The sequence below is a fragment of the Micromonospora sp. C31 genome (assembly GCF_018070575.1).
GTDB lineage: Bacteria > Actinomycetota > Actinomycetes > Mycobacteriales > Micromonosporaceae > Micromonospora.
Map to the genome: position 1 here is coordinate 45,361 of NZ_JAGPXN010000020.1, position 23,048 is coordinate 68,408.

Annotated in this window: 27 protein-coding genes and 1 riboswitch; of the genes, 19 read left to right on the forward strand and 8 right to left on the reverse strand. The window is 72.7% G+C overall.

Features of this window, described 5'->3' with window-relative positions:
- The first annotated feature begins 22 nt into the window (after positions 1 to 22).
- From KBX06_RS22885 to KBX06_RS22930, 10 genes are all read left to right on the forward strand, one after another.
- Positions 23 to 493, forward strand: coding sequence for a MarR family transcriptional regulator (locus KBX06_RS22885; protein ID WP_210838471.1), 471 nt, complete (start codon positions 23 to 25; stop codon positions 491 to 493).
- A gap of 313 nt (positions 494 to 806) precedes the next feature.
- A complete protein-coding gene (locus KBX06_RS22890) occupies positions 807 to 1,448 on the forward strand; it encodes a CDP-alcohol phosphatidyltransferase family protein (protein ID WP_210838473.1) in 642 nt (213 codons plus the stop codon).
- Positions 1,445 to 2,383 (forward strand): DUF881 domain-containing protein, encoded by a 939-nt coding sequence (locus KBX06_RS22895; RefSeq protein ID WP_210838475.1) that lies wholly within the window; start codon positions 1,445 to 1,447, stop codon positions 2,381 to 2,383. Before KBX06_RS22890 ends, KBX06_RS22895 begins: the two co-directional genes overlap by 4 nt.
- Positions 2,380 to 2,712 carry a small basic family protein gene (locus KBX06_RS22900; protein ID WP_089000302.1) on the forward strand — a complete coding sequence of 111 codons (333 nt, stop codon included), beginning with the start codon at positions 2,380 to 2,382 and terminating at the stop codon, positions 2,710 to 2,712. Before KBX06_RS22895 ends, KBX06_RS22900 begins: the two co-directional genes overlap by 4 nt.
- 10 nt (positions 2,713 to 2,722) lie before the next feature.
- Positions 2,723 to 3,667, forward strand: a complete 945-nt coding sequence (locus tag KBX06_RS22905) for a DUF881 domain-containing protein (protein WP_210838477.1) — start codon at positions 2,723 to 2,725, stop codon at positions 3,665 to 3,667.
- A 54-nt stretch (positions 3,668 to 3,721) separates the two neighbouring features.
- A complete protein-coding gene (gene gcvH, locus KBX06_RS22910) occupies positions 3,722 to 4,102 on the forward strand; it encodes a glycine cleavage system protein GcvH (RefSeq protein ID WP_210838478.1) in 381 nt (126 codons plus the stop codon).
- Positions 4,103 to 4,316: 214 nt separating this feature from the next.
- On the forward strand, positions 4,317 to 4,769 hold the full coding sequence (locus tag KBX06_RS22915) for an FHA domain-containing protein (protein ID WP_089000305.1): 453 nt from the start codon (positions 4,317 to 4,319) through the stop codon (positions 4,767 to 4,769).
- Between the two features lie 50 nt (positions 4,770 to 4,819).
- Positions 4,820 to 5,521: a MerR family transcriptional regulator gene (locus tag KBX06_RS22920; RefSeq protein WP_210838610.1), complete on the forward strand. Its 702-nt coding sequence runs from the start codon at positions 4,820 to 4,822 to the stop codon at positions 5,519 to 5,521.
- Between the two features lie 177 nt (positions 5,522 to 5,698).
- Positions 5,699 to 6,163: a bifunctional nuclease family protein gene (locus KBX06_RS22925; protein WP_132237713.1), complete on the forward strand. Its 465-nt coding sequence runs from the start codon at positions 5,699 to 5,701 to the stop codon at positions 6,161 to 6,163.
- Between the two features lie 186 nt (positions 6,164 to 6,349).
- Entirely contained in the window at positions 6,350 to 6,934 is a 585-nt protein-coding gene (locus tag KBX06_RS22930) for a MerR family transcriptional regulator (RefSeq protein ID WP_210838480.1), read from the forward strand.
- A gap of 114 nt (positions 6,935 to 7,048) precedes the next feature.
- Here KBX06_RS22930 and KBX06_RS22935 read toward each other — a convergent pair whose 3' ends face one another.
- Entirely contained in the window at positions 7,049 to 7,708 is a 660-nt protein-coding gene (locus KBX06_RS22935) for an NAD(P)H-binding protein (protein WP_210838482.1), read from the reverse strand.
- Between the two features lie 115 nt (positions 7,709 to 7,823).
- On the opposite strand from KBX06_RS22935, the gene KBX06_RS22940 reads away from it, so the two are divergent.
- Positions 7,824 to 8,708: an NAD-dependent protein deacetylase gene (locus tag KBX06_RS22940; protein ID WP_307854728.1), complete on the forward strand. Its 885-nt coding sequence runs from the start codon at positions 7,824 to 7,826 to the stop codon at positions 8,706 to 8,708.
- Positions 8,709 to 8,760: 52 nt separating this feature from the next.
- A riboswitch (glycine riboswitch) is annotated at positions 8,761 to 8,859 on the forward strand.
- A 74-nt stretch (positions 8,860 to 8,933) separates the two neighbouring features.
- The gene (gene gcvP / locus KBX06_RS22945) at positions 8,934 to 11,780 is read left to right on the forward strand and encodes an aminomethyl-transferring glycine dehydrogenase (protein WP_210838486.1); all 2,847 of its coding nucleotides are present in this window, start codon (positions 8,934 to 8,936) and stop codon (positions 11,778 to 11,780) included.
- A gap of 127 nt (positions 11,781 to 11,907) precedes the next feature.
- Here the strand turns inward: gcvP and KBX06_RS22950 are convergent, their stop codons facing one another.
- A complete protein-coding gene (locus KBX06_RS22950; RefSeq protein WP_089000314.1) occupies positions 11,908 to 12,108 on the reverse strand; it encodes a DUF5999 family protein in 201 nt (66 codons plus the stop codon).
- Positions 12,109 to 12,231: 123 nt separating this feature from the next.
- On the opposite strand from KBX06_RS22950, the gene KBX06_RS22955 reads away from it, so the two are divergent.
- Positions 12,232 to 13,428, forward strand: a complete 1,197-nt coding sequence (locus KBX06_RS22955) for a chorismate-binding protein (RefSeq protein WP_374225669.1) — start codon at positions 12,232 to 12,234, stop codon at positions 13,426 to 13,428.
- Between the two features lie 23 nt (positions 13,429 to 13,451).
- Here KBX06_RS22955 and pip read toward each other — a convergent pair whose 3' ends face one another.
- Positions 13,452 to 14,411 carry a prolyl aminopeptidase gene (gene pip, locus KBX06_RS22960; RefSeq protein WP_210838490.1) on the reverse strand — a complete coding sequence of 320 codons (960 nt, stop codon included), beginning with the start codon at positions 14,409 to 14,411 and terminating at the stop codon, positions 13,452 to 13,454.
- Between the two features lie 53 nt (positions 14,412 to 14,464).
- On the opposite strand from pip, the gene KBX06_RS28035 reads away from it, so the two are divergent.
- Positions 14,465 to 14,947, forward strand: a complete 483-nt coding sequence (locus KBX06_RS28035) for a MarR family winged helix-turn-helix transcriptional regulator (protein ID WP_210838492.1) — start codon at positions 14,465 to 14,467, stop codon at positions 14,945 to 14,947.
- Between the two features lie 90 nt (positions 14,948 to 15,037).
- On the opposite strand, the gene KBX06_RS22970 is transcribed toward KBX06_RS28035, so the two are convergent.
- Both KBX06_RS22970 and KBX06_RS22975 read right to left on the reverse strand, forming a co-directional pair.
- On the reverse strand, positions 15,038 to 15,856 hold the full coding sequence (locus tag KBX06_RS22970) for an ABC transporter permease (RefSeq protein WP_210838494.1): 819 nt from the start codon (positions 15,854 to 15,856) through the stop codon (positions 15,038 to 15,040).
- Positions 15,853 to 16,836 (reverse strand): ATP-binding cassette domain-containing protein, encoded by a 984-nt coding sequence (locus KBX06_RS22975; protein ID WP_210838496.1) that lies wholly within the window; start codon positions 16,834 to 16,836, stop codon positions 15,853 to 15,855. The genes KBX06_RS22970 and KBX06_RS22975 overlap by 4 nt, the downstream gene beginning before the upstream one ends.
- A 72-nt stretch (positions 16,837 to 16,908) precedes the next feature.
- On the opposite strand from KBX06_RS22975, the gene KBX06_RS22980 reads away from it, so the two are divergent.
- The gene (locus KBX06_RS22980; protein WP_210838498.1) at positions 16,909 to 17,691 is read left to right on the forward strand and encodes a TetR/AcrR family transcriptional regulator; all 783 of its coding nucleotides are present in this window, start codon (positions 16,909 to 16,911) and stop codon (positions 17,689 to 17,691) included.
- 10 nt (positions 17,692 to 17,701) lie between these two features.
- Positions 17,702 to 18,211: a peptide deformylase gene (gene def / locus KBX06_RS22985; RefSeq protein WP_210838500.1), complete on the forward strand. Its 510-nt coding sequence runs from the start codon at positions 17,702 to 17,704 to the stop codon at positions 18,209 to 18,211.
- 98 nt (positions 18,212 to 18,309) lie between these two features.
- Here the strand turns inward: def and KBX06_RS22990 are convergent, their stop codons facing one another.
- Both KBX06_RS22990 and KBX06_RS22995 read right to left on the reverse strand, forming a co-directional pair.
- Positions 18,310 to 19,080: a GNAT family N-acetyltransferase gene (locus KBX06_RS22990; RefSeq protein WP_210838502.1), complete on the reverse strand. Its 771-nt coding sequence runs from the start codon at positions 19,078 to 19,080 to the stop codon at positions 18,310 to 18,312.
- A gap of 93 nt (positions 19,081 to 19,173) precedes the next feature.
- Positions 19,174 to 19,542 carry a helix-turn-helix domain-containing protein gene (locus KBX06_RS22995; RefSeq protein ID WP_210838504.1) on the reverse strand — a complete coding sequence of 123 codons (369 nt, stop codon included), beginning with the start codon at positions 19,540 to 19,542 and terminating at the stop codon, positions 19,174 to 19,176.
- 99 nt (positions 19,543 to 19,641) lie between these two features.
- Here KBX06_RS22995 and KBX06_RS23000 point away from each other — a divergent pair, with 99 nt between their 5' ends.
- A complete protein-coding gene (locus tag KBX06_RS23000; protein WP_210838506.1) occupies positions 19,642 to 20,253 on the forward strand; it encodes a malonic semialdehyde reductase in 612 nt (203 codons plus the stop codon).
- Positions 20,254 to 20,285: 32 nt separating this feature from the next.
- Here KBX06_RS23000 and KBX06_RS23005 read toward each other — a convergent pair whose 3' ends face one another.
- Positions 20,286 to 21,044, reverse strand: a complete 759-nt coding sequence (locus KBX06_RS23005; protein WP_247686489.1) for a TSUP family transporter — start codon at positions 21,042 to 21,044, stop codon at positions 20,286 to 20,288.
- Positions 21,045 to 21,241: 197 nt separating this feature from the next.
- On the opposite strand from KBX06_RS23005, the gene KBX06_RS23010 reads away from it, so the two are divergent.
- Positions 21,242 to 22,021, forward strand: a complete 780-nt coding sequence (locus tag KBX06_RS23010; RefSeq protein ID WP_210838509.1) for an endonuclease/exonuclease/phosphatase family protein — start codon at positions 21,242 to 21,244, stop codon at positions 22,019 to 22,021.
- A 145-nt stretch (positions 22,022 to 22,166) separates the two neighbouring features.
- Positions 22,167 to 23,033: a bifunctional 5,10-methylenetetrahydrofolate dehydrogenase/5,10-methenyltetrahydrofolate cyclohydrolase gene (locus KBX06_RS23015; RefSeq protein WP_210838511.1), complete on the forward strand. Its 867-nt coding sequence runs from the start codon at positions 22,167 to 22,169 to the stop codon at positions 23,031 to 23,033.
- Positions 23,034 to 23,048 lie beyond the last annotated feature (15 nt).

Genomic DNA, 23,048 nt, shown 5'->3' on the forward strand with positions numbered 1-23,048 from the left:
GGACGATCGCAGGGGACACCGGGTGGAGCGACCTCCGAATCTCGCCGCGGCGATCGACGCCGCCGCGGAGGCACTCGTCGGTGTGCTCGACTCGGCGGTGTCGCGGCACCAGATGGCCGTCTCCCCGACGCAGCTGCGCGTGCTGTCGCTCATCAGCGGTCGGCCACAGACCAACGTCAACGGCCTGGCCGAGCTGCTGGACGTCGTGCCGTCCTCGGCGAGCCGGCTCTGCGACCGGCTGGAGGCCATGGGGCTGCTGCGCCGGGTGCCCGACCCCCGCGACCGGCGGGAGGTTCGGCTGGTGCCGACCGCCGACGCCGAGAGGCTGCTGGGCGAGCTTCAGGAGCGCCGGCACCGCGCGGTGCAGGCCGTGCTGGAGCGGATGCCCGGCGGGGCGCAGCACGAGCTGTTGGTGGCGCTGCTGGCCTTCGAACGCGCGGCCACCGCCGCGCCGGCCGAAGTACCGACCGACTCCTCGGTCCGTACCGCCTGACGCCACGGTTCCCGACCGGCCGCATGACTGTCCCACTAACATCCTAGGATGCTTAACGGGTAGTGGCACGCCACACAGCCTCAGCCCGAGCGCCGCAACGCGGACGCCCGCGCCCCGGGGGACCGCAGTGAGGGCCCGATATAGTGGCAGCGCAACCAGCCGGCCCGTGATCGTCGCGATCGCGGGCCGTGTCAGGCAAAGGTCCCGTCCGGGGACCGCAGGGGACGCCGGCTCGCGCCGGCCCGACAGCGCCCACGTACTCCGCGCCGCCCGTGTTCCGCCGGGCGGCGGAGCGTGTCGCGGAGGAGGTTCGGTGTCGCGTCCGCCAGCTCGGGAAGAGCACCCGAGAGCCACCACCGGCACGAGCGGGTCGGCCGTGGGCGACCGGGTGCTCACGCTGCCGAACGTCATCAGCTTCATCCGGTTGCTCGGCGTGCCGCTCTTCCTCTACCTGCTGCTCGTGGCGCGCGCCGACGTGGCCGCGGTCGTGGTGCTGGCCGTCGGCGGCACCACGGACTGGGTGGACGGCTGGGTCGCGCGACGGATGCGCCAGGTCAGCCGGTTGGGGGAGTTGCTCGACCCGCTGGCCGACCGGCTCTACATCCTCGCCACCCTGCTCGCCTTCACCGCCCGGGACGTCGTGCCCTGGCAGTTCACCGCGGCGTTGCTGGCCCGGGAGTTGCTCCTGATCGGCTCGCTGGCGGTGCTGCGCCGCCACGGTCACGGCCCGCCTCCGGTGCACTACGTGGGCAAGACCGCGACCTTCCTGCTGCTGGCCGCCTTCCCGGTCCTGCTGCTCGCCGCGGCGGTGCCGGGCGCCGCGACCGCGGCGGGGGCGATCGGCTGGGGTCTGGCCTGGTGGGGCCTGGTGCTCTACTGGGTGGCCGGCGCGCTCTACGTGGTGCAGGCCAGCCGGCTGGTGCGGGCGGTTCGGGCCGCGGGAGCGCCGGCATGACGGGTACGCCGGGCGAGGGCCGGGGCCGCCCCGACCGGGTGTACGCCCCGGACTTCCTCACCGAATTGTTCCGTAATCCGCTGGATCCCGGGTACGCCGACGCGGCGGCCCACCGGGAACGACAGGCGCCGTCGCCGGCGTGGCGGCGCTGGTCTGCGCATTCGGTGAGCCTGGTGGTGGTGCTGTCGCTGGGCTTCCTGTTCGCGGTGGCGTACCGGCAGACGCTGGAGGCCGAGCCGGGGCGCAGCCAGGCCCGCTCCGGCCTGGTCGAGCAGATCAAGCAGCGGCAGAGCGAGACGGACCGGTTGTCGGTGCGGGCCGACGAGCTGCGGGCGGAGGTGGCGCGGCAGCGGGCGGCGGCGCTGGGTGGCTCGGAGGCGGCCCGGTTGCGCAACCTGGAGGCGGGCACCGGCCTGGGGCGGGTGCGCGGTGACGGCGTGGTGGTGCGCCTGGCGGACGGGCCGCAGAAGCCGGACGCGGTGACCGGCGCGGACGTGGGTCCGTCCCGGGTGATCTACAGCGATCTTCAGGGTGTGGCCAACGACCTGTGGGCGGCGGGGGCGGAGGCGATCGCGATCAACGGTCAGCGGTTGACGGCGATGTCGACGATCCGTTCGGCGGGGCAGGCGATCCTGGTGGACTTCCGGCCGGTGACGGGGCCGTACGAGGTGTCGGCGATCGGTCCGGGGTCGATGCGGGACCGCTACGAGGACAGCCGCAGCGCGTTGACGATGCGCAAGGTGGCTGAGGACACCGGGTTGTCGTTCGGGGTGCGGGAGGCCGACGACCTCACCCTGCCGGCGGCTCCGGACCCGCGGCTACGCTACGCGCAGCCCTCGGTGAGTCCGACGCCGTCGTCGGGGGCCAAGGGTTCCGTCCGTCCTGGGCCGACCGGTTCGAGGACGTCCCCCAGCCCCTCCGGAGGTGGTCGATGATCGCGGTGCTGGCACTGCTCGCCGGTGTGGTCCTCGGGGTGTGGCTCGACCCCACGGTTCCGACGGCGTTGCAGCCGTACCTGCCGATCGCGGTGGTGGCCGCGCTGGACGCGGTGTTCGGCGGGGTGCGGGCGAAGCTCGACCGGATCTTCGACGACAAGCAGTTCGTGGTGTCGTTCATTTCGAACGTGCTGGTGGCGGGTCTGATCGTGTATCTGGGTGACCAGTTGGGGGTGGGCGGGCAGCTTTCCACCGGTGTGGTGGTCGTGCTCGGTGTGCGGATCTTCGGGAACGTGGCGGCGATCCGTCGGCACCTGTTCCGGGCGTAGGTTGGTGGCGATGAGCAGCGACGAGCACACGGAGACGGGCACGGGTTGGCCGCAGCCGGCGGGTCCGGGGCGGCCGGTTGGTCCGGCTGGTGAGCCCGGTCCGCGGCCGGGTGCGGCGGATCCGCACGAGGTGGGCCCGTCGGCGCCGCAGCGGTCCGCTCCGCCGACGGAGGCGCCCGACGAGGGCGCGACGGTGGATCTGAGCCTGGCCGTGGGTGGGGGTGGCGTCGAGCAGCCGGTGGCTGCCGGGCCGGTGCCGCGGCGGGTGAGTTCGGCCGGGGTGATGATCGCGGCTCTGCTGGCGTTGCTGGGGTTCACTCTGGTGGTGCAGTTCAAGTCGACGTCGACGGATCCGACGGTGGCGGTGACGCGGCAGGAGGATCTGGTGCGGATCCTGTACGACCTGAATTCGCGGGAGGTTCGGCTGCGGCAGGACATCGCGACGTTGGAGGAGAGCCAGCGGCAGTTGCGTTCGGGTCAGCAGGGGCGGCAGGCGGCGTTGGAGGAGGCGACGCGGCGGGCCGACGAGTTGGGCATCCTGGCGGGGACGTTGCCGGCGACGGGGCCGGGGTTGTCGGTGCGGTTCGAGGCGGGTGAGAAGCCGACGTCGGCGGCGCGGGTGCTGGACGCGGTGCAGGAGTTGCGGGGCGCGGGCGCGGAGGCGATGCAGATCTCCGGTGGTGACCGGGCGACGGTGCGGATCATCGCGTCGACGTTCTTCCTGGACGGCGACGGCGGGTCGTTGGTGGTGGACGGGCGTCGGTTGACGGGTCCGTACACGATCACGGTGATCGGTGATCCGGCGACGATGCGTACGGCCTTGAACATTCCTGGCGGGGTGGTGGCGTCGGTGACGGGTGACGGCGGTAAGTTGATCGTTGAGGATCGTGAGGCTGCCGAGGTTTCGGCGCTGCACGCGCCGATCAAGCTGGAACACGCCCGTCCGGTCTCCTGACCGGCGCGGCTCGCACCGGGTTTCCGGTGCGCCGATGGATGAAGGACGCGTCTGGTGATTCCTGAGGATCTGCGGTATACCGCCGAGCACGAGTGGGTGGCGGTTGGCGACGGTGGCACTGTCCGGGTCGGCATCACGCACTTCGCGCAGGACGCCCTGGGTGACATCGTGTACGTCCAGCTGCCCGACTCCGGTGCGGTGGTGGCGGCCGGTGAGTCGTTGGGTGAGATCGAGTCGACCAAGAGCGTGTCGGAGATCTACGCTCCGCTCAGCGGTACGGTGGCGGCGCGCAACGAGGCGCTCGGCGACACCCCTGAGGTGATCAACACGGATCCGTACGGTGCGGGTTGGTTGGTGGAGATCACCTTGGACGATCCGGCGGCGGTCGACGGGCTGCTGTCTGCGGACGCGTACCGTGAGCTCACCGAGAGCTGAGTGCGTCCCTCTCGGGCGTGGCGGGTGTTCCGCGCGTCCGGTTGCCCTGCATTTCGGCGCTGGCTAGGCTCGCCCAGTCGACCGAGAACCCAATAGTTCAGCGTTGCGGAATTGCCTTTCCGGGCACGGGGAGCCAGCCGCCGGGTGTTGGAGTGCCCGGCGGCCAGACCCGCCATTACCCGACGCCGACCGAACAGATCCGTGAGGTGGTCCCATGACGCGCCCAGACGACGAGTTCCCCCCACTCGACGTCACTTCGACGCTCAATCTCGGTTCGCTCGACGAAGTGCTGGAGGGGCCGGACACCGATGTGGTGCCGAGCCGGATGTCCGGTTCGTTGCCGCCGGGTATGGCGCTGCTGGTGGTTCGCCGGGGTCCGAACGCGGGTGCCCGGTTCCTGTTGGATCACGATGTGACGACCAGCGGTCGTCACCCGGACAGTGACATCTTCCTGGACGACGTGACGGTGTCGCGGCGGCACGCCGAGTTCCACCGTGACGGTGGGACGTTCACGGTGCGGGACGTGGGAAGTCTGAACGGCACGTACGTGAACCGGGAACGGGTCGAGGCGGCCACGTTGAGCAATGGTGACGAGGTGCAGATCGGCAAGTTCCGGGTGGTGTTCATCGCCGGTCCGCGTCCCGAGGAGGGGGCCGGCCGGGGGTGAACGAGCCTGCGGCCTCCACGCCGCCCGAGGCGGCCCGCGCCCGTCCGCTGATGAGCATCGGCGAGGTGCTGGGTCAGCTGCGGGTTGATTTCCCGGACGTGACCATTTCGAAGCTGCGGTTCCTCGAGGCCGAGGGCCTGGTGGAGCCGCAGCGGACGGCGGCGGGTTACCGGAAGTACAGCTGGGACGATGTGGCGCGGTTGCGGTTCGTGCTGACCGCGCAGCGGGACCAGTATCTGCCCTTGCGGGTGATCCGTGATCAGCTGGCGCAGTGGGACGCGTCCGGGGAGTCGCCGGGTCGGCAGCGGCCGACGTTGGTGGCGGTGGGTCCGGACGGTGAGGTTCCGGGGCGGGTGCCGGAGGAGCCGGCCGGGTCGCCGCAGGTGCGGCTCGGCCGGTTGGATCTGGTGGCGCGCAGTGGGATCGACGAGTCGACGCTGGGTGAGTTGGAGCGGCTCGGTGTGGTGGTGTCGGATCCGCCGGGTTGGTACGACGACGATGCGTTGATCATCGCGCGGGCGGTGGCGGGTCTGGCGGCGTACGGGTTGGAGCCGCGGCATCTGCGGGCCTTCCGGACGGCGGCGGATCGGGAGGTCGGTCTTTTCGCGCAGTTGGTGGCGCCGTTGGCGCGGCAGAGTGATCCGGCGGCGCGGGCGCGGGCGGCGGAGACGGCGCGGGAGTTGGTGGCGTTGTCGCAGCAGTTGCACGCGGCGTTGGTGCGGGTGGGGTTGCGGTCGACGTTGGGTCGGTGATCCGGTGGTGGCCGTGCGGAAGGATCTTCCCCGGGAAGCGTGTCGTAGGCTTGCCGGGGTAACCCCTTTCTGGCGCGGGCGTGGTGCGGGTAGCGCATGGGACGGCCGTGTCGCGGTCCGTGTACCGTGCAGGGAAGGGCGCGGTGCGGCGTAGGTGACAACGACACGGAGGCGGCGGTGCGCGAGCTGAGCGTGGTCGGAGTTCGGGTGGAGCTGCCCAGCAACCAGCCGATCGTCCTGCTCAGGGAGGTCGAGGGTGACCGCTATCTGCCGATCTGGATCGGTGCGGTCGAGGCTACGGCGATCGCCTATGAGCAGCAGGGGGTCAAGCCGGCGCGGCCGCTGACCCATGATCTTCTGCGGGACGTGTTGGCGGCGTTGAAGGCGCCGTTGCAGGCGGTGGAGATCACCGAGTTGAAGGAGAACGTCTTCTACGCCGATCTGTTGCTCGGTGACGGGGTGCGGGTGTCGGCCCGGCCGAGTGATTCCATCGCGTTGGCGTTGCGGGTCGGTGCGCCGATTCGTTGTGCCGAGGAGGTCCTCAGTGAGGCGGGGATCGTGATCCCGGACGAGCAGGAGGACGAGGTGGAGAAGTTCCGCGAGTTCCTGGACCAGGTGCGTCCGGAGGATTTCGCCGGCTGACCGGGGCCTGCTGCGGGGCGTGACGTTCGGTGACGTCCCGACGCTGTGGGTGATCTTCGTGTCGTGTCGCGGCGTGTCGTGTCGTCTCCTGCGGGGCAATTCCTCAAGGCGGCTATAGGGTTGCCGTGTCGAGGGGTGCGCGTCCCGGAAGCGACGTGTCACCGCACTGGCGGGGAGGTTGTCCGGATGCACGAGCCGCGAGATCCCGATCCGGGTACGAAGCTCAACGAGCCGGGTGTTGCGCCGCCGGGTTGGGCGACGGAGGGTGACGGTGCCGTGGGGTACCGGGGTGTGACGGCCTGCCATGCGGCGGGGATCAGTTACCGCCAGTTGGATTACTGGGCCCGTACGGGGTTGGTGGTGCCGAGTGTGCGCGACGCTTCTGGTTCGGGCACGCAGCGGTTGTATTCGTTTCGGGACCTGGTGGTCCTGAAGGTGGTGAAGCGGCTGCTGGACGCCGGGGTGTCGTTGCAGAACATCCGCAGGGCGATCGAGGCGCTGCGGTCCCGTGGGGTGGCTGATCTGGCGGGCATCACGTTGATCTCCGATGGTACGACCGTGTACGAGTGCCGGTCGCCGGAGGAGGTGGTCGATCTGTTGCAGGGTGGGCAGGGCGTGTTCGGCATCGCGATCGGTGGGGCGTTCAAGGAGATCCAGGGTTCGTTGTCGCATCTGCCGTCCGAGCCGGCGACGTCGGCGGAGCCGCCGGTGGCGGCGGATCCGGTGGGTGACGAGTTGGCGGCCCGTCGGGCGCGTCGGCGGGCCGGTTGATCCTGAGCCGGTGGCAGGCGTACCTGTCCGGGTAGTTGGAGCAGTTGCGGACCGACGCGGTGGCTGTCGGTGCGCAGTTGCGGGCCGCGCTCGGCGAGTAGCCGCGACGGCGGGTCAGCGCCGGTCGACGGCGGTGACGGCGTCGGCGATGGGGGTTTCGCCGCCGACGACTTCCAGGATCGCGCCGGCGCTGCGCGGGTGGTAGAGCAGGGCGACGAGCACCCGGGCGACGTCGGTGCGGGTGACGGCTCCCGCGGGCGCGTGTCGGGTGAGGGTGATCCGCCCGGTGGGTGGGTCGTCGGTGAGGCGGCCGGGGCGCAGGATCGTCCAGTCGAGGTCGCGGCCGCTCAGGTCGTCCTCGGCGGCCTTCTTGGCCCGCAGGTACGCGGTGAACACCTCGTCGGTGCCGGCGGGTGGTTCGTTCTCGACGCCCATGGACGACACGAGCAGGTAGCGGCGGACGTCGGCGCGTTGGGCGGCGTCGGCGAGCAGGATGGCGGCGGCGCGGTCGACGGTGTCCTTGCGGGCGGCGCCGCTGCCGGGGCCGGCACCGGCGGCGAACAGGACGGCGTCGGCGCCGTGCAGGTGGGCGGCGAGTTCGTCGACGCCGACGTGTTCGAGGTCGGCCACGACGGGGTGGGCGCCGGCGGCGCGCAGCGCGGCGGCATGGTCGGGGTTGCGGATCAGGCCGACGGCGGTGTCGCCGCGTCCGGCGAGTTCGCGGTGGGTCAGCTGGGCGATCTTGCCGTGTCCTCCGGCGATGACGACGCGCATACCTGCCAACCTAGCGTCCGCCCGGTTGGGGTGTGGCCGGTCCGCCGCGGGGGGTGTGGGCCGTTGGTGGGGTCGGTGTTCGTCGCGGGGGGTGTGCCTGAGGCAGCATGGACGGGTGACGGAGACGGTCGACGCGCTGGCCGGGCTGGTGGCTGGCGGTGGTGTCGTGGTGTTGAGCGGGGCGGGGCTGTCCACCGAGTCGGGTATCCCGGACTACCGGGGGCCCAGTGGCGCGGCGCGGCGGCACACCCCGATGACGTACCAGGTGTTCACGCGTGACACGTTCGCGCGGCGGCGCTACTGGGCGCGCAGTCATCTGGGGTGGCGGATGATCGCGCGGGCGACGCCGAACGAGGGGCACCGGGCGGTGGCGCGGCTGCAACGCGGCGGGCTGGTCGACGGGATCATCACGCAGAACGTGGACGGGCTGCACAGCGCCGCGGGCAGCGTGTCGGTGGTGGAGCTGCACGGCCGCCTCGACGAGGTGGTGTGTCTGGACTGCGGTAACCACACGTCGCGGGAGGAGGTGGATCGGCGGCTGCGGGAGGCGAATCCGGGTTTCGACGCGCGGGTGGCGGCGGTCAATCCTGACGGTGACGTGGATCTCGCCGACGAGGAGGTGGCGGGGTTCCGTACGGTCGACTGCGCGTTGTGTCGGGGTGGCATGTTGAAGCCGGACGTGGTGTTCTTCGGTGAGACGGTGCCGGCGGCGCGGGTGGCGCGCTGTTTCGAGCTGGTGGCGGGGGCGCGGCTGCTGCTGGTGCTGGGGTCGTCGTTGACGGTGATGTCGGGTCGCCGGTTCGTGTTGCGGGCGGCGAAGTCGGGGATTCCGGTGGTGATCGTCAATCAGGGGCCGACCCGTGGTGACGGGTATGCGGCGTTGACGGTGGACGCGCCGTTGGGGCGGCTGTTGCCGGCGTTGGCTGACCGGGCGATGCCCGGCGCTGGTGGCGGGCCTGGTGTGGTGGGGGCGGGTGGGCTGACGGGCGTGGGCCGGTAGCGGCCTGTCGGGGTGCGCGACAGCGGGCGCTGGTAGCGTTGACCATGCCGGTAGTACCCGCGTGGGAGAGACCGCCCAGCAGCATCCAGGGCGGCGCCGAAGGGGCAAATCCTCCCCGGAACCTCTCAGGCAAAAGGACCTCGTGGGCAGGCACTGTGGAGCGCCTTGCGGGCGCGACAGAGGGGGAGGCCGACCTGTCGACCTCGCCTTTCGGGAGCGCCACCCATGACCGCAGAGCAGTTCGCCGCCCGCCACATCGGTCCCGATCCGCACGACGAGCGCCGCATGCTGGAGGCCGTCGGTTACGGCTCGGTCGAGGAGTTGATGGATGCGGCGATTCCCGAGGTGATCCGCTGGCACGGCACCCTGGACCTGCCGGAGCCGGCCAGCGAGCACGACGCCCTCGCCGAGTTGCGGGCCCTGGCGTCGCGTAACACCGTCGTGGTGTCGATGATCGGGCTGGGCTACCACGGCACGCACACCCCGGCGGTGATCCGCCGTAACGTGCTGGAGAACCCGGCGTGGTACACGGCGTACACGCCGTACCAGCCGGAGATCAGCCAGGGGCGGCTGGAGGCGTTGCTGAACTTCCAGACGATGGTGACCGACCTGACCGGGTTGGCGACCGCGAACGCGTCGATGCTCGACGAGGGCACCGCCGCGGCGGAGGCGATGACGCTGGCGCGTCGCGCGTCGAAGAGCAGGAGCGCGGTGTACGTGGTCGACGCCGACACCCTGCCGCAGACCATCGCGGTGATCACCAGCCGGGCCGAGCCGCTCAGCATCGACGTGCGGATCGTCGACACCGGGCGCGACGAGTTGCCGGCGGAGTTCTTCGGCCTGCACCTTCAGTATCCGGGCGCGTCGGGGGCGGTGCGTGAGCAGGCGGGGCTGGTGGAGGCGGCGCACGCCGTGGGGGCGCTGGTCACCGTGGCGGCGGACCTGCTGGCCCTGACGCTGCTGCGTGCGCCGGGGGAGATCGGTGTCGACATCGCCGTGGGCACCACCCAGCGTTTCGGTGTGCCGATGGGCTTCGGTGGGCCGCACGCCGGTTACCTGGCGGTGCGCGCGGGGCTGGAGCGGATGTTGCCCGGCCGGCTGGTCGGGGTGTCGCGTGACGCGGACGGCAACCCGGCGTACCGGCTGGCGTTGCAGACCCGTGAGCAGCACATCCGGCGGGAGAGGGCGACCAGCAACATCTGTACGGCGCAGGTGCTGCTGGCGGTGATGGCCGGCATGTACGCCGTCTACCACGGTCCGGACGGGCTGCGGGCGATCGCCGGCCGTACGCATGACATGGCGGTGCGGTTGGCGGCGACGCTGCGGGGCCTGGCCGGTGTCGAGGTGGTGCACGAGGCGTTCTTCGACACCGTCCTGGCGCGGGTGCCGGGCGACGCCGAGGCGGTGGTGGCCGAGGCCGCCGGTCGGGGCGTGAACCTGCGGCTGGTCGACGCCGACCACGTGGGGGTGTCGTGCGACGAGACGACCACCGTCGCGCACCTGCGTACGGTGTGCGACGCGTTCGGGGTGACCGTGGGCGGGCGGGGCGTGGCTGTGGTGGACGTGCCGGTGGGGGGCGCGTTGCCGGCGGCGCTGGCGCGTACGTCGGATTTCCTCACCCACGCGGTGTTCCGCAGCCACCACTCGGAGACGGCGATGCTGCGGTACCTGCGGCGGTTGGCGGACTTCGACTACGCCCTGGACCGGGGGATGATTCCGCTCGGGTCGTGCACGATGAAGCTCAACGCCACCAGCGAGATGGAGCCGGTGAGCTGGCCGGAGTTCGCCCACCTCCACCCGTTGGCGCCGGACGCGCAGACCTCCGGCTACCGGGAGATGATCTCCCAGTTGGAGGGGTGGCTGGCGGAGGTGACCGGCTACGACGCGGTCAGTGTGCAGCCCAACGCCGGTTCGCAGGGGGAGTTGGCGGGCCTGTTGGCGATCCGGGCCTACCACCGTGACCGGGGTGAGGGGCACCGCGACGTGTGTCTGATCCCGTCGTCGGCGCACGGCACCAACGCGGCCAGCGCGGTGATGGCCGGGATGCGGGTCGTCGTGGTGGGCTGCGACGACGGGGGCAACATCGACCTGGTCGACCTCGACGCGAAGGTCGACAAGCATCGGGACGCCCTCGCGGCGATCATGGTGACGTATCCGTCGACGCACGGGGTGTACGAGACGGGCATCGCGTCGCTGTGCGCGAAGGTCCACGACGCCGGCGGGCAGGTGTACGTCGACGGGGCGAACCTCAACGCGCTGGTGGGGTTCGCCAGGCCGGGGAGGTTCGGGGCGGACGTGTCGCACCTGAACCTGCACAAGACGTTCTGCATTCCGCACGGCGGCGGGGGCCCGGGGGTGGGTCCGGTGGCGGTGCGCGCGCATCTGGCGCCGTTCCTGCCGGGCGACCCGCTGGGTGTGCACGTCGACGGCCGGCCGGCGATCTCGGCGGCGCGGCACGGGTCGGCGGGGATCCTGCCGATCCCGTGGGCGTACCTGCGGATGATGGGCGCGGCGGGGCTGGTGCGGGCCACCGGTGTGGCGGTGCTGGCGGCGAACTACGTGGCGGCGCGGCTGCGCGGGCACTTCCCGGTGCTGTACGCGGGCAACAAGGGCCTGGTGGCGCACGAGTGCATCCTGGACCTGCGGCCGTTGACGAAGGCGACCGGGGTGAGCGTGGACGATGTGGCGAAGCGGCTGATCGATTACGGGTTCCACGCGCCGACGATGTCGTTTCCGGTGGCGGGGACGCTGATGGTGGAGCCCACCGAGAGTGAGGACCTGGCCGAGCTGGACCGGTTCTGCGATGCGATGATCGCCATCCGGGCGGAGATCGACAGTGTGGGGGCGGGGCAGTGGCCGGCGGGCGACAATCCCCTCGCCAACGCCCCGCACACGGCGGCGATGGTGTCCGCGGACGAGTGGCCGCATCCGTACCCGCGGTCGGTGGGCGCCTATCCGGGTGGCGTGGATCGGGCCGGGAAGTACTGGCCGCCGGTGCGGCGCGTCGACGGCGCGTACGGCGACCGGAACCTGGTGTGTTCCTGCCCGGCGCCGGAGGCGTTCGAGATTTGACGTCGCGTGACGCCGGGGCGGTCGTGCTGCCGCCCCGGCGGGTGCGCCGACCTGGGCGGGGGTTGCCCCGACCGGGGGACTAACCTGGATCGACGCGTCTGAAATGCGTGACGCAATGTGACAGGGGTCAGGCGACGAGGGCGTGTCGGGCCGGGCCGCGGTGGGGGGCGATGCTGCTGCCGTCGGGGAGTAGTTCGCCGGTGTCCTCGAAGACGATGACACCGTTGCAGAGCAGGCTCCAGCCCTGCTCAGGGAAGCAGGCGAGGACCCGGGCGGCTTCCCGGTCGGTCGCTTCGGCGGAGGGGCAGGTGGGTTGGTGCTGGCACATCGGGATCTCCGGACTGTGGGGGCACTGTGTCATGGTTCACATGACCAGTGACGCACAGTACCAAGCGAAAGTGGTCGGCATCGAGCAGGTATGCGCGCGGTTCTTCGGAAATCCGCTGAACGGATGAGGGATGATGGGCCGGACGGCGTGGAAACGCTCCCAGGGCTAGGGGTGGCTGCGCCGGGGGCGCCGGCCGGCTGCCGCCGTACGCTCGTCGAGCGGGCCCGGTGGCAGTGGCGGCCCACCGACGGCGCGGACCCGGCGGCGCGGGCCGAGGAGTTCCTCGCCGCGCACGGGCTGCCGCTGCACGACCTGGCCCGCCCCGCGCCCCGCCACGATCCGGCCGGGGTGTGCGGCGCCGCCCTCTACGTCTCCGCCGCCGCCGGCGCGGCCATGGTCGGCGCGCCGGTCGGCGCCGCCAACCCCGCCCCCGCGCTGCCGGAGGTCGCCGTGGTCGTCTACGGCCACGGCCCGGCCGCGCCGCGCCCGGCCGCGCCGCCCGGCGGGCGCTGGTGGCGCGGCGACTGGGCGGAGAGCTGGACGCCCCGCCAGCACGCCGACGCCGTGACGGCGGTCCGCGCGGCGATCGGCCGCGGCGACGTCTACCAGGTCAACCTCGTCGGCCACGCCGCCGCCCGCTACACCGGCGACCCGCTGCCGGCCCTGGGCCGGCTGGCCGCACTGCCCGGCGCCCGCTACGGCGGCACCCTCGCCGGGGCGGGCTGGGCGATCGGCTGCGCCAGCCCGGAGACCCTGGTGGAGCTGGCCGACGGGCGGCTGATCACCAGACCGATCAAGGGCACGCGCCCGGCCACCGTCGCCGGGCGGGCCGCGCTGCTCGCCTCGGCCAAGGAACGCGCGGAGCACGTGATGATCGTCGACCTGGAGCGCAACGACCTGGCCCGGGTGGCCCGCACCGGCAGCGTGCGCGTCGACGAGCTGTTCGCCGTACGCCGCTGGTGCGACCTGTGGCAGGCGGAGTCGACGGTGTCCGCGGCCGTGGCCGACGGGCTCGGCCTGGCGGACCTGCTGCGCGCGGTCTGCCCCGGCGGTTCGGTCACCGGCGCCCCGAAGCTCGCCGCCCTGGCGTGCGTCGCCGCGCTGGAGCCGGTCGGTCGGGGCGCCAGCATGGGCGCGCTCGGCTGGGTCGCCCCGGGACGCATCGACCTGGGCCTGACCATCCGCACCGCCGCGGTGGACGCCGAACGGGTGCACGTGTGGGCCGGCGGCGGCATCACCTGGGGCAGCGATCCCGACGCCGAGGTCGCCGAGGCGGCCGCGAAGGCCGCCCCGGTGCGCGCCGCGCTCGCGGGCCGCTGAGCGCACGTCGGCCGCGGCGCACCTCAGCGGCGCTCGGCGAAGTCGTCCAGCGCCGCCACGACCCGCTGCGCCATGCCGTTGCCGGAGCCGTGCCCGGCGGCCTCCAGCAGCTCCAGGCGGGCGTCGGGCCAGGCCTGCGCCAGCTGCCACGCCACCTGCGGCGGGCTGCTGATGTCGAGCCTGCCGTGCAGCAGCACCCCGGGGATGCCGGCCAGCCGCCCCGCCTCGCGCAGCAGTTGCCCCTCCGGCAGGAAGCACCCGTGGCGCCAGTAGTGGGTGACCAGCCGGGCGGACAACATCCGGAACACCGGGTCGGCGTAGCGGGGGTCGGGCCGGCGTCCGGGGGCGGTGGCGACGTGGGTGTCCTCCCAGTCGCACCACTGCCGCGCCGCCCGTTCGCGCACCGCCGGGTCCGCGTCGGCCAGCAGCCGGGCGTACGCGTCGGCCAGGTCGCCGTCGCGCTCGGCCGGCGGCACGCCGTCGCGGAAACGCGCCCACTCGGCCGGGAAGACCCGCCCCATGTCCCGGGTGAGCCACTCGATCTCCCGTCGGGTGCCGGCGGTCACGCTGAACAGCACCACCTCGCTGACCTGTCGCGGGTGCCGCTGCGCGTACGCCAGGGCGAGACAGGCCCCCCAGGAGGCGCCGAGCACCAGCCAACGCTCCACGCCGAGATGTGCCCGCAGCAGTTCGATGTCGGCGATCAGATGGTCGGTGGTGTTGGTCGACAGCTCCACGCCCGCATCGGCGGCGTGCGGAGTGCTGCGACCGCAGCCCCGCTGGTCGAACAGGACCAACCGGTAGCGGGCCGGATCGAAGAAGGTACGCCAGCTGGGCGTGCAGCCGGAGCCGGGACCGCCGTGCAGCACGACGGCGGGCTTGCCGTCGGGATTGCCGCACATCTCCCAGTACACGCGCTGGCCGTCACCGACGTCGAGCGTCCCGTGCGCGTACGGCTCGACCAGGGGATACCGCTCGGCCATCACCCACACCTCCCGCTCTCCAGCCGATACAACAGCGCTGTTACATTAGCGGGGTGAGTGACGCACCGGAACGGCAGGCCCTGGGCACGCTGCTGCGCCACGTCCTCGACGTGCTCGACGGCGACGTCGCCGCGGTCTACGCCGAACGGGGCCTGCCCGACTACCGGCCCCGGTTCTCACCACCGCTGCGGGTACTGCTCGCCGACGGGCCACTGCCCATCCGCGACCTGGCCCGCCGGGTCGGGGTCACCCACTCGGCGGCCAGTCAGACCGTGGCGCAGATGGCCCGCGCCGGCCTGGTCGAGCTGACCCCCGGCGCGGACGCCCGGCAGCGCATCGTCCGCCTGAGCGGCCGGGCCCACGAACTGCTCCCGCTGATCGAGGCGGAGTGGGCGGCGACGAGCGCCGCGATCCGTGAGCTGGACGCGGAGCTGTCGGTGCCGCTGGCCGATCTGCTGCACGAGGTGCTCGCCGCGGTGCGCCGGCGACCGATGCGCCGACGCATCGCCGACGCGGGCCTGCCGCCGCCCACCTGAGGCAGCCTCGGCGCGGGCCCAGCAGGGCCGTGGCCCCCTCCGCCGCCCTATCGAGCAGCGCCCCCGTGCGGCGCGGGCCGTCGCGTCCGGTCAGCGGCCGAGCCCGCGGTAGCGGCGCACCGCCAGGGCCCCGAACACGACGGTCAGCAGCAGCGGCCAGGCCACGGCGAGTGCGACGGCGTGCTGCGCGGCGAACGTCTCGCCGCCCCAGCCGGGGTTGCCGAACAGTTGCCGGCAGGCCGCGACGGTCGCCGACAGCGGGTTCCACGCGGCGACGGCGGCGAGCCAGTCGGGCATGGTGTCGGGGGAGACGAACGCGTTGGAGGTGAACCCGACCGGCCAGACGAGGATCTGCAGCATCACCACCGACTCGGGGCTGCGCAGCACCAGCGCCAGGTGGATGCCCACCCAGATCAGGGCGAAGCGCAGCAGCAGGAGCAGCCCGACGGCGGCCAGCGCGGCGGCAACGCCGCCGCGCCACTGCCAGCCGACGGCCACGCCGCAGGCGAGCATGACGGCCAGGCCGGCGGCGGAGTGCAGCAGGTCCGCGGCGGCCCGGCCGGTGAGCACCGCCGAGGACGCCGTCGGCAGCGACCGGAACCGGTCGGTGACGCCGCGCGCGGTGTCGGTGGCCACGGCCGCGTACGTCGACTCGACGCCGAAGAGCATCGTCATGGCGAACATGCCGGGCAGCAGGAACTCGCGGTAGTCGCCGCCGCCGGGCACCCTCATCGCGCCACCGAACAGGTAGCCGAACATCAGCACCATCAGCACCGGGAAGAGCAGCCCGACGACGAACTGCCCGGGTTGGCGCCGCCAGTGCGCCAACGCCCGGCCGGTGAGGACGACGCCGTCGGCGACGGCCCAGCGCAGGCGCCGCGGCACGGGGTGCGCGCTGGTCGCGTTCATGCGCCCACCTTCTCCCCGTCGGGGCGGGCGGTGGGGGAGTCGACGCCGGTGAGCCGCAGGAACACCTCGTCGAGGGTGGGGCGGCGCACCGCGACGTCGGCGGCGGCCAGGCCGGCGTCGTCCAGCGCCCGCAGCACGGCGGCCAGCGCGGCCACCCGCCCGGTCACGGCGACGCTGAGGCGCAGACCCACCGCGTCGACCAGCGGGGTCGCGGCGACGGCGGCGCCGACGACGCGTACGGCCCGCGCCAGGTCGTCGGCGCGGGTCAGCACGACGTCGACGCGGTCGCCGCCGAGCGCGGACTTCAGCTGCTGCGGGGTGCCGTCGGCGACGACCCGGCCGGCGTCGACGATCCGGACGGTGTGGGCGAGCTGATCGGCCTCCTCCAGGTACTGCGTGGTCAGCAGCACGGTGGTGCCGTCGGCGACGAGCCGGCGTACCGCGTCCCACACCTGGGCGCGGGCGCGCGGGTCGAGGCCGGTGGTGGGCTCGTCGAGGAAGAGCACCGGCGGATCGAGGATCAGACCCGCCGCCAGGTCGAGGCGGCGACGCATCCCGCCGGAGTAGGTGCCGACGGGCCGCTCGGCGGCGTCGGTCAGGTCGAAGCGGGCCAGCAGGTCGGCGGCCCGGGCGCGGGCCCGCGCCCCGCCGAGGTGGTGCAGCCGCCCGAACAGCAGCAGGTTCTGCCGGCCGCTGAGCACCTCGTCGAGCGCGACGTGCTGCCCGACCAGACCGATGCGGGCGCGCACCCGTGCGGGGTGGCGCAGCACGTCGACACCGGCCACCCGCGCCGCGCCGGCGTCGGGCCGGGCCAGGGTGCTCAGCACCCGTACCGCCGTGGTCTTGCCCGCCCCGTTCGGGCCGAGCAGACCGCAGACGGTGCCCGCCGGCACCGTCAGGTCCAGGCCGGCGAGGGCCTGCGTGCCGCCGTAGCGCTTGCGTAGTCCCTCGGCCTCGACAGCCGGTCCGTCATCGTGCACCCGTGCCCCCACCCACTCGTTCCGTACGCCGTACCGTACATCATACGGTACGGCGCACGCTAAAGTGCCGGGATGACGACCGAGTACAGCGGCACCGGCGACCCCGCACGCAGCCTCGCCCTGCTCTGGCGCACCCGCGAACGCACCAGCCGCAAGGGCCGACCCGACCTGTCCGTGGACCGCATCGTGCGCGCCGCCATCGAAGTGGCCGACGCCGAGGGCCTCGCCGCACTGTCCATGCGCCGCGTCGCCGAACGACTCGGCGTGGGCACCATGTCGCTCTACACCTACGTCCCCGGCAAGGGCGAACTGCTCGACGTCATGCTCGACACCGTCTACGGCGAGAGCACCCGCCCCGACGACGTGCCCGGCGGCTGGCGCGGCCGACTCACCCACATCGCCCGCGAAGCCTGGGCGCTCTACCTGCGCCACCCCTGGCTGCTGCAGGTCGCCACCACCCGCCCCCCGCTCGGCCCCAACGTCATCGCCCGCTACGAGTACGAACTGCGCGCCGTCGACGGCATCGGCCTGACCGACCTCGAGATGGACGCCGTCGTCACCCTCGTCTCCGGCTACGTGCACGGCACCGTACGCAGCGCCGTGGAGGCCGCCCAGGCCGCCGCCCGCACCGGCATGACCGAGCAGCAGTGGTGGCAGGCCCACGCCCCCTACCTGGAGAAGGCCCTCGACCCGCGCCGCTACCCCCTCGCCGCGCGCGTCGGCACCGCAGCCGGCCAGGAGTACCAGGCCGCCACCGACCCCCACGGCGCGTTCGAGTTCGGCCTGGCCCGCATCCTCGACGGCATCGAGATGCTCATCGCCGCCCGCCCGGACGCCACCACCGCCGACCGATAACCTTGCCAGCATGACCATGCGTCCCATCAGGATCATCGGTGACCCCGTGCTGCGCACCCCCAGCGAGCCCGTCACCAGCTTCGACGTCGAGCTGCGCGCCCTGGTCACCGACCTGATGGACACCCTGCTCGGCGCACCCGGACGCGCCGGCGTCGCCGCCCCCCAGATCGGCGTCAACGCCCAGGTGTTCGTCTACGACGCCGACGGCGAACGCGGCCACCTGATCAACCCGACGCTGCAACTGTCGGAGGAACTACAGGACGACGACGAGGGCTGCCTGTCGATCCCCGGGCTCTACTTCCCGACCCCACGCGCCCTGCACGCCACCGCACACGGCTTCGACCAGCACGGCGAGCCGCTGACCATCTCCGGCAGCGGATTCCTCGCCCGGGCCCTGCAACACGAGACCGACCACCTCGCCGGGCGTCTCTACGTCGACACCCTGCGCGGCGACACCCGCCGCCGGGCGCTGCGGGAGATCCGCGCCGGCCGCTTCGACTCGCCCAGCCGCCGCGGCTGACCCCCCACGTACGCCAACGGCCGCCGGATCCCGACGGGCCCGCGCGGCACCCGCTCACCCGCGACGGCACTCCACGACGGAAGCCACCAGGCACCCGGTCAGCGAGCGCGCAGCGCGTACTCGCCGTAGTCGGCCACCCGGGTGAAGCCCAGCCGCCCGTAGAGCCGCAACGCCGCCACATTGTCCGCCTTCACGTTGAGCGTGACGTGCGCGACGTGCTCCCGCAGCCGCCGGCACACCGCCGCCACCGCCGCGCCGGCCAGCCCCCGCCCGCGGGCCCGGGGGTGGGTCGTCACGTTGCCCAGCGCCGCCACCGAATACGCCGGGGAGAACACGTGCACCCCGGCGACCGCCACCAGCTCACCGCCGTCGCGCACACCCACGTACTGGCCGGTGTCCAGCATCCGCGCGTCGAACCAGTTGCCCGGGTAGGCGACCTCGTAGAGCCGGCGCAACGCCGGCAGGTCCCCGGCGTGCAGCACCGTACCCGCCGCGACCACCGCGTCCAGCCGCGCCGGATCCGTCAGCGCCATCCGGTGGTGCGGGCCGGCCGCGTCCATCCGGAACGCCCCCGCCAGCCCCGACTCCACACCGGGGGACAGGTGCGCCCACAGGCGGGCCGGCAGCACCGGCGCCAACTGACCCAGCAGCGCCGCCAGCCGCCGCACCCGTGCCGGCGCCGCCAACGCCAGCAACGTGGGCGTCTCGGCACCGTGGTAGAGCAACGCCACCTCCTCGTCACGACGGAACCAGGAGGTGTACGGCCAGAAGAAGTCGTCCAGGTCGCCGAGCTGGTACGCGTGCAGCACCGGATCCCGCCCGAGCAGCGCGGCGAGCACGGCACGGTCGTGTTCGGCGCGCACCGGCATCCGCCGATGATCACACGCCGGCCCGGACACTGCGCCCCCGGCCCGGTCGGGACCACCCCGGGCCTCGCGGCACGCCCCGCCCACCGACGCTGCTCAGCAGCCCGCCGACCGGCCCGCGTCCACCTCGGCGGGAAGGTTCTCGTGCGCCCACCGACCCAACGCGTCGAGCACCGGCAGCAGCGCCGCACCCGGCCCGGTCAGCTCGTAGCTCACGCCCAGCGGGGGGCCCTGCCGGACCGTGCGGTCGACCAGCCCGACCCGCACCAGCTCGCCCAGCCGGTCCGACAGCACCGACTCGCTGATCCCGGGCAGGGCCCGGGCCAGCTCCGCGAACCCGGCCGGCCCGCCGGCGAGGGAACTCAGCAGCATGCCGTTCCACCGCTTGCCCAGAAACGCGAAGGCCCGGGCCACACCCCCGTCACACGTGCGGGGCGTGTCGCCCGCCCCCGGCCTGACCGTCATGATCCCAGGATACGGGGGACACCACCCGAACAAGGAACTACTAAAAAACTAGCTGCTACCGTTACCGAAGCAATCCAGCCGACTCCATGGAGACGCCCGATGACCGACGTCCACTCGCCCCTGATCAACCTCGACCCCGAGGCCCAGGCGCTGCTGTTCACCGACGCCCGCACCGCCAACACCTTCACCGACGAACCCGTCACCGACGAACACCTGCACGCCATCCACGAACTCGCCAAGTACCCGCCCACCGCCGCCAACACCCAACCCCTGCGCATCCTCTACATCCGCCCCGGCGACGCCCGCACCCGCCTCGTGGCCCACATGAGCGAAGGCAACCAGACCAAGACCGCCACCGCCCCCATGGTCGCCGTACTCGCCGCCGACACCGACTTCCACGAACACATCCCACACGTGTTCCCCATCCGCCCCCAGATGCGCGACGACCTCGCCGACAAGCCCGAGGCCCGCGAACGCATGGCCCGCTTCAACGCCACCCTCCAGATCGGCTACTACCTGCTCGCCGTCCGCGCCGCCGGCCTCGCCGCCGGCCCCATGGCCGGCTTCGACGCCGCCGCCGTCGACCGCGAATTCTTCCCCGACAGCGCCTGGAAGACCCTGCTCGTGGTCAACATCGGCCGCCCCGGCGAAAACGCCTGGTTCCCGCGCCTGCCCCGCCTCGACTACACCGACATCGTCCGACACGCCTGAGGCGACCACCACGACCAGTGGGTGACGCCCCCTCAGGCCGCCACCCACTGGTCGAAACCCAACCTGCCGACCAACGCCACCACCACCACCACCAACACCACCCGCACAAAACCCGAACCACGCCGCAACGCCATCCGCGCCCCCACCACCGCCCCCACGATGTTGCACACCGCCATCGCCGCCCCCAACAGCCACCACACATGCCCCGTCGCCGCGAACACCGCCAACGCCCCCAGGTTCGTACCCACGTTCACGACCTTCGCCATCGCCGAACCGTGCACGAAGTCCGCCCCCACCAACGCCGTGAACGCCACCACCAGAAACGTCCCCGTACCCGGCCCCACCAACCCGTCGTACAGACCGACACCCACCCCCGCCACCACGACCGCCACCCCCACCCGCACCCGCGTACGCCGATGCGGCTGCGCCACCACCCCCAACCGCGGACGCAACACCACGAACGCCGCCACCGACACCAACACCACCAACACCACCGGCCGGTACGCCGACGCCGGCACCGCACCCGCCAACGCCGCACCCACCCCCGCACAACACAACGCCAACCCCGCCGCCGGCCCCGCCACCGCCCAGTCGACCTTCGTACGCCGCGCATACGTCACCGCCGCCGTCGCCGTACCCGCGATCGCCGTCAACTTGTTCGTACCCAACGCCGACGCCACCGGCATCCCCGGCGCCGCCACCAGCAACACCGGCAACAACAACAACCCACCACCACCCACCACCGCATCGATCCAACCGGCCACAGCGGCCACGGCGAGCAAAGTCGTCAACGACACAGGATCCACATCCACGGGCCGCCATTCTTCCCACCACCACCCACCCCACGACCCACCCTGTGGCCAGCCTCACCGCCCCCGCGCCCGACGCAGCCACACACCCACCGCCGACAACGCCACGAACAACAGCACCGAACACAACAACACCTTCAACACCAGGCAACCCTCCCACCGACACGTAGGGTGCAAGCGTGCGCCTGGCCACCTTCAACCTGCTGCACGGACGGTCCCTCACCGACGGACTCGTCGACCCCGACCGACTCACCGCCGCCGTCACCGCCCTCGACGCCGACGTCCTCGCCCTGCAAGAAGTCGACCGCGACCAGAGCCGCAGCGGCAAACTCGACCTCACCGCCATCGCCGCCCGCGCCCTCGACGCAGGCGAACACCGCTTCGCCGCCGCCGTCGTAGGCACCCCCGGCGAACACTTCCGCCCCCTCACCCACGACGACGACGGACACGGCGAACCCTGCTACGGCGTCGGCCTCGTCACCCGCCACCACGTCCACACCTGGCACGTCACCCGACTACGCCCCGCCCCCGTACGCTCACCCATCTACGCCCCCGGCCCCCGCGGCGGCCTCGTCCTCCTACGCGACGAACCCCGCGTCGTCCTCGCCGCCGTCATCGACACCCCACACGGCCGACTCACCGTCGCCGCCACCCACCTGTCCTTCGTCCCCGGCTGGAACGCCCACCAACTACGCCAGACCGTCCGCGCCCTACGCACCCTGCCCGCCCCACGCATCCTCCTCGGCGACCTCAACCTGCCCGCCGGCCCCGCCCGACTCCTCACCGGCTGGCACCCCCTCGGCCGCCGCCCCACCTACCCCGCCGCCCAACCCCGCGTCCAACTCGACCACATCCTCGCCGACCGCCACAGCCTCGACCAGCTACCACCCGTCACCGCCGTCCACACCCCGCTGTCCACCATCTCCGACCACCGCCCCCTCCTGGTCGACCTCGGCTGAACGCCCACACCAGGACACACCCCACCCGAACCCCTGTGGCAAGCTGACCCCACACGCGACTGGCGGCCAGAGGATGGACACCAAACCATCGGGGAGCTCCACGCGCGGAGGTCGACCGCCTGGGCCCCGCCGCCAGAGGAGCACCATGCCCACCGCCCGACTCCTGCCCGGCGCCCCCGTCGCCGAACACATCCTCACCGAAGTCGCCGCAGGCGTCACCGCCCTACGCGCCGCCGGCACCACCCCCGGCCTCGCCACCATCCTCGTCGGCGACGACGACGCCAGCGCCGGCTACATCCGCATCAAACAACGCCAGGCCACCGAACTCGGCTTCACCTCACCCCACGTACACCTGCCCGCCACCGCCACCCAGGCCGACCTGCACCACGCCATCGCCGACTTCAACGCCGCACCCGACGTGCACGGCCTGCTCATCCAACACCCCATCCCCGCACACCTCGACTACGACCGGGCACTGCAGACCATGGACCCCGAGCTCGACGTCGACGGCATGCACCCCCTCAACATGGGACGCCTCGCCCTCGGCCTGCCCGGCCCCCTGCCCTGCACCCCCGCCGGCATCGAAGCCCTGCTCGCCTTCCACCACATCCCCGTCGCCGGCCGCGACGTCGTCATCCTCGGCCGCGGCGCCACCCTCGGCCGCCCCCTCGCCCTGCTGCTCACCCAGAAACGACCCACCGCCAACGCCGCCGTCACCGTCGTGCACACCGGCGTACCCGACTGGGCCACCCACACCCGACGCGCCGACATCCTCATCGCCGCCGCCGGCGTCCCCGGCATCATCCAACCCGAACACGTCCGCCCCGGCGCCGTCGTCATCGGCGGCGGCGTCCGCTACGAAGGCCGACGCCTCCTACCCGACGTCGCCGAATCCTGCGCCGACGTCGCCGGCGCCATCACCCCCCGCGTCGGCGGAGTCGGCCCCACCACCGTCGCCATGCTCCTACGCAACGCCCTCGACGCCGCCCGCCGCGCCACCGGCCACGCCTGAGCCGCCCGGCCCGGC

Excerpts from the sequence above, each read along its gene's own strand:
- KBX06_RS22895 (WP_210838475.1), top strand. The coding sequence starts at position 1,445 with ATGACGGGTACGCCGGGCGAGGGCCGGGGCCGCCCCGACCGGGTGTAC.
- KBX06_RS22935 (WP_210838482.1), bottom strand. The coding sequence starts at position 7,708 with ATGCGCGTCGTCATCGCCGGAGGACACGGCAAGATCGCCCAGCTGACC.
- KBX06_RS22955 (WP_374225669.1), top strand. The coding sequence starts at position 12,232 with ATGAGGGATGATGGGCCGGACGGCGTGGAAACGCTCCCAGGGCTAGGG.
- KBX06_RS22920 (WP_210838610.1), top strand. The coding sequence starts at position 4,820 with ATGAGCATCGGCGAGGTGCTGGGTCAGCTGCGGGTTGATTTCCCGGAC.
- gcvP (WP_210838486.1), top strand. The coding sequence starts at position 8,934 with ATGACCGCAGAGCAGTTCGCCGCCCGCCACATCGGTCCCGATCCGCAC.
- def (WP_210838500.1), top strand. The coding sequence starts at position 17,702 with ATGACCATGCGTCCCATCAGGATCATCGGTGACCCCGTGCTGCGCACC.
- KBX06_RS22995 (WP_210838504.1), bottom strand. The coding sequence starts at position 19,542 with ATGACGGTCAGGCCGGGGGCGGGCGACACGCCCCGCACGTGTGACGGG.
- KBX06_RS22915 (WP_089000305.1), top strand. The coding sequence starts at position 4,317 with ATGACGCGCCCAGACGACGAGTTCCCCCCACTCGACGTCACTTCGACG.
- KBX06_RS23015 (WP_210838511.1), top strand. The coding sequence starts at position 22,167 with ATGCCCACCGCCCGACTCCTGCCCGGCGCCCCCGTCGCCGAACACATC.
- KBX06_RS22930 (WP_210838480.1), top strand. The coding sequence starts at position 6,350 with ATGCACGAGCCGCGAGATCCCGATCCGGGTACGAAGCTCAACGAGCCG.
- KBX06_RS22905 (WP_210838477.1), top strand. The coding sequence starts at position 2,723 with ATGAGCAGCGACGAGCACACGGAGACGGGCACGGGTTGGCCGCAGCCG.
- KBX06_RS22970 (WP_210838494.1), bottom strand. The coding sequence starts at position 15,856 with ATGAACGCGACCAGCGCGCACCCCGTGCCGCGGCGCCTGCGCTGGGCC.
- pip (WP_210838490.1), bottom strand. The coding sequence starts at position 14,411 with ATGGCCGAGCGGTATCCCCTGGTCGAGCCGTACGCGCACGGGACGCTC.
- KBX06_RS22990 (WP_210838502.1), bottom strand. The coding sequence starts at position 19,080 with ATGCCGGTGCGCGCCGAACACGACCGTGCCGTGCTCGCCGCGCTGCTC.
- KBX06_RS22950 (WP_089000314.1), bottom strand. The coding sequence starts at position 12,108 with ATGTGCCAGCACCAACCCACCTGCCCCTCCGCCGAAGCGACCGACCGG.
- KBX06_RS22900 (WP_089000302.1), top strand. The coding sequence starts at position 2,380 with ATGATCGCGGTGCTGGCACTGCTCGCCGGTGTGGTCCTCGGGGTGTGG.
- KBX06_RS23000 (WP_210838506.1), top strand. The coding sequence starts at position 19,642 with ATGACCGACGTCCACTCGCCCCTGATCAACCTCGACCCCGAGGCCCAG.
- KBX06_RS22980 (WP_210838498.1), top strand. The coding sequence starts at position 16,909 with ATGACGACCGAGTACAGCGGCACCGGCGACCCCGCACGCAGCCTCGCC.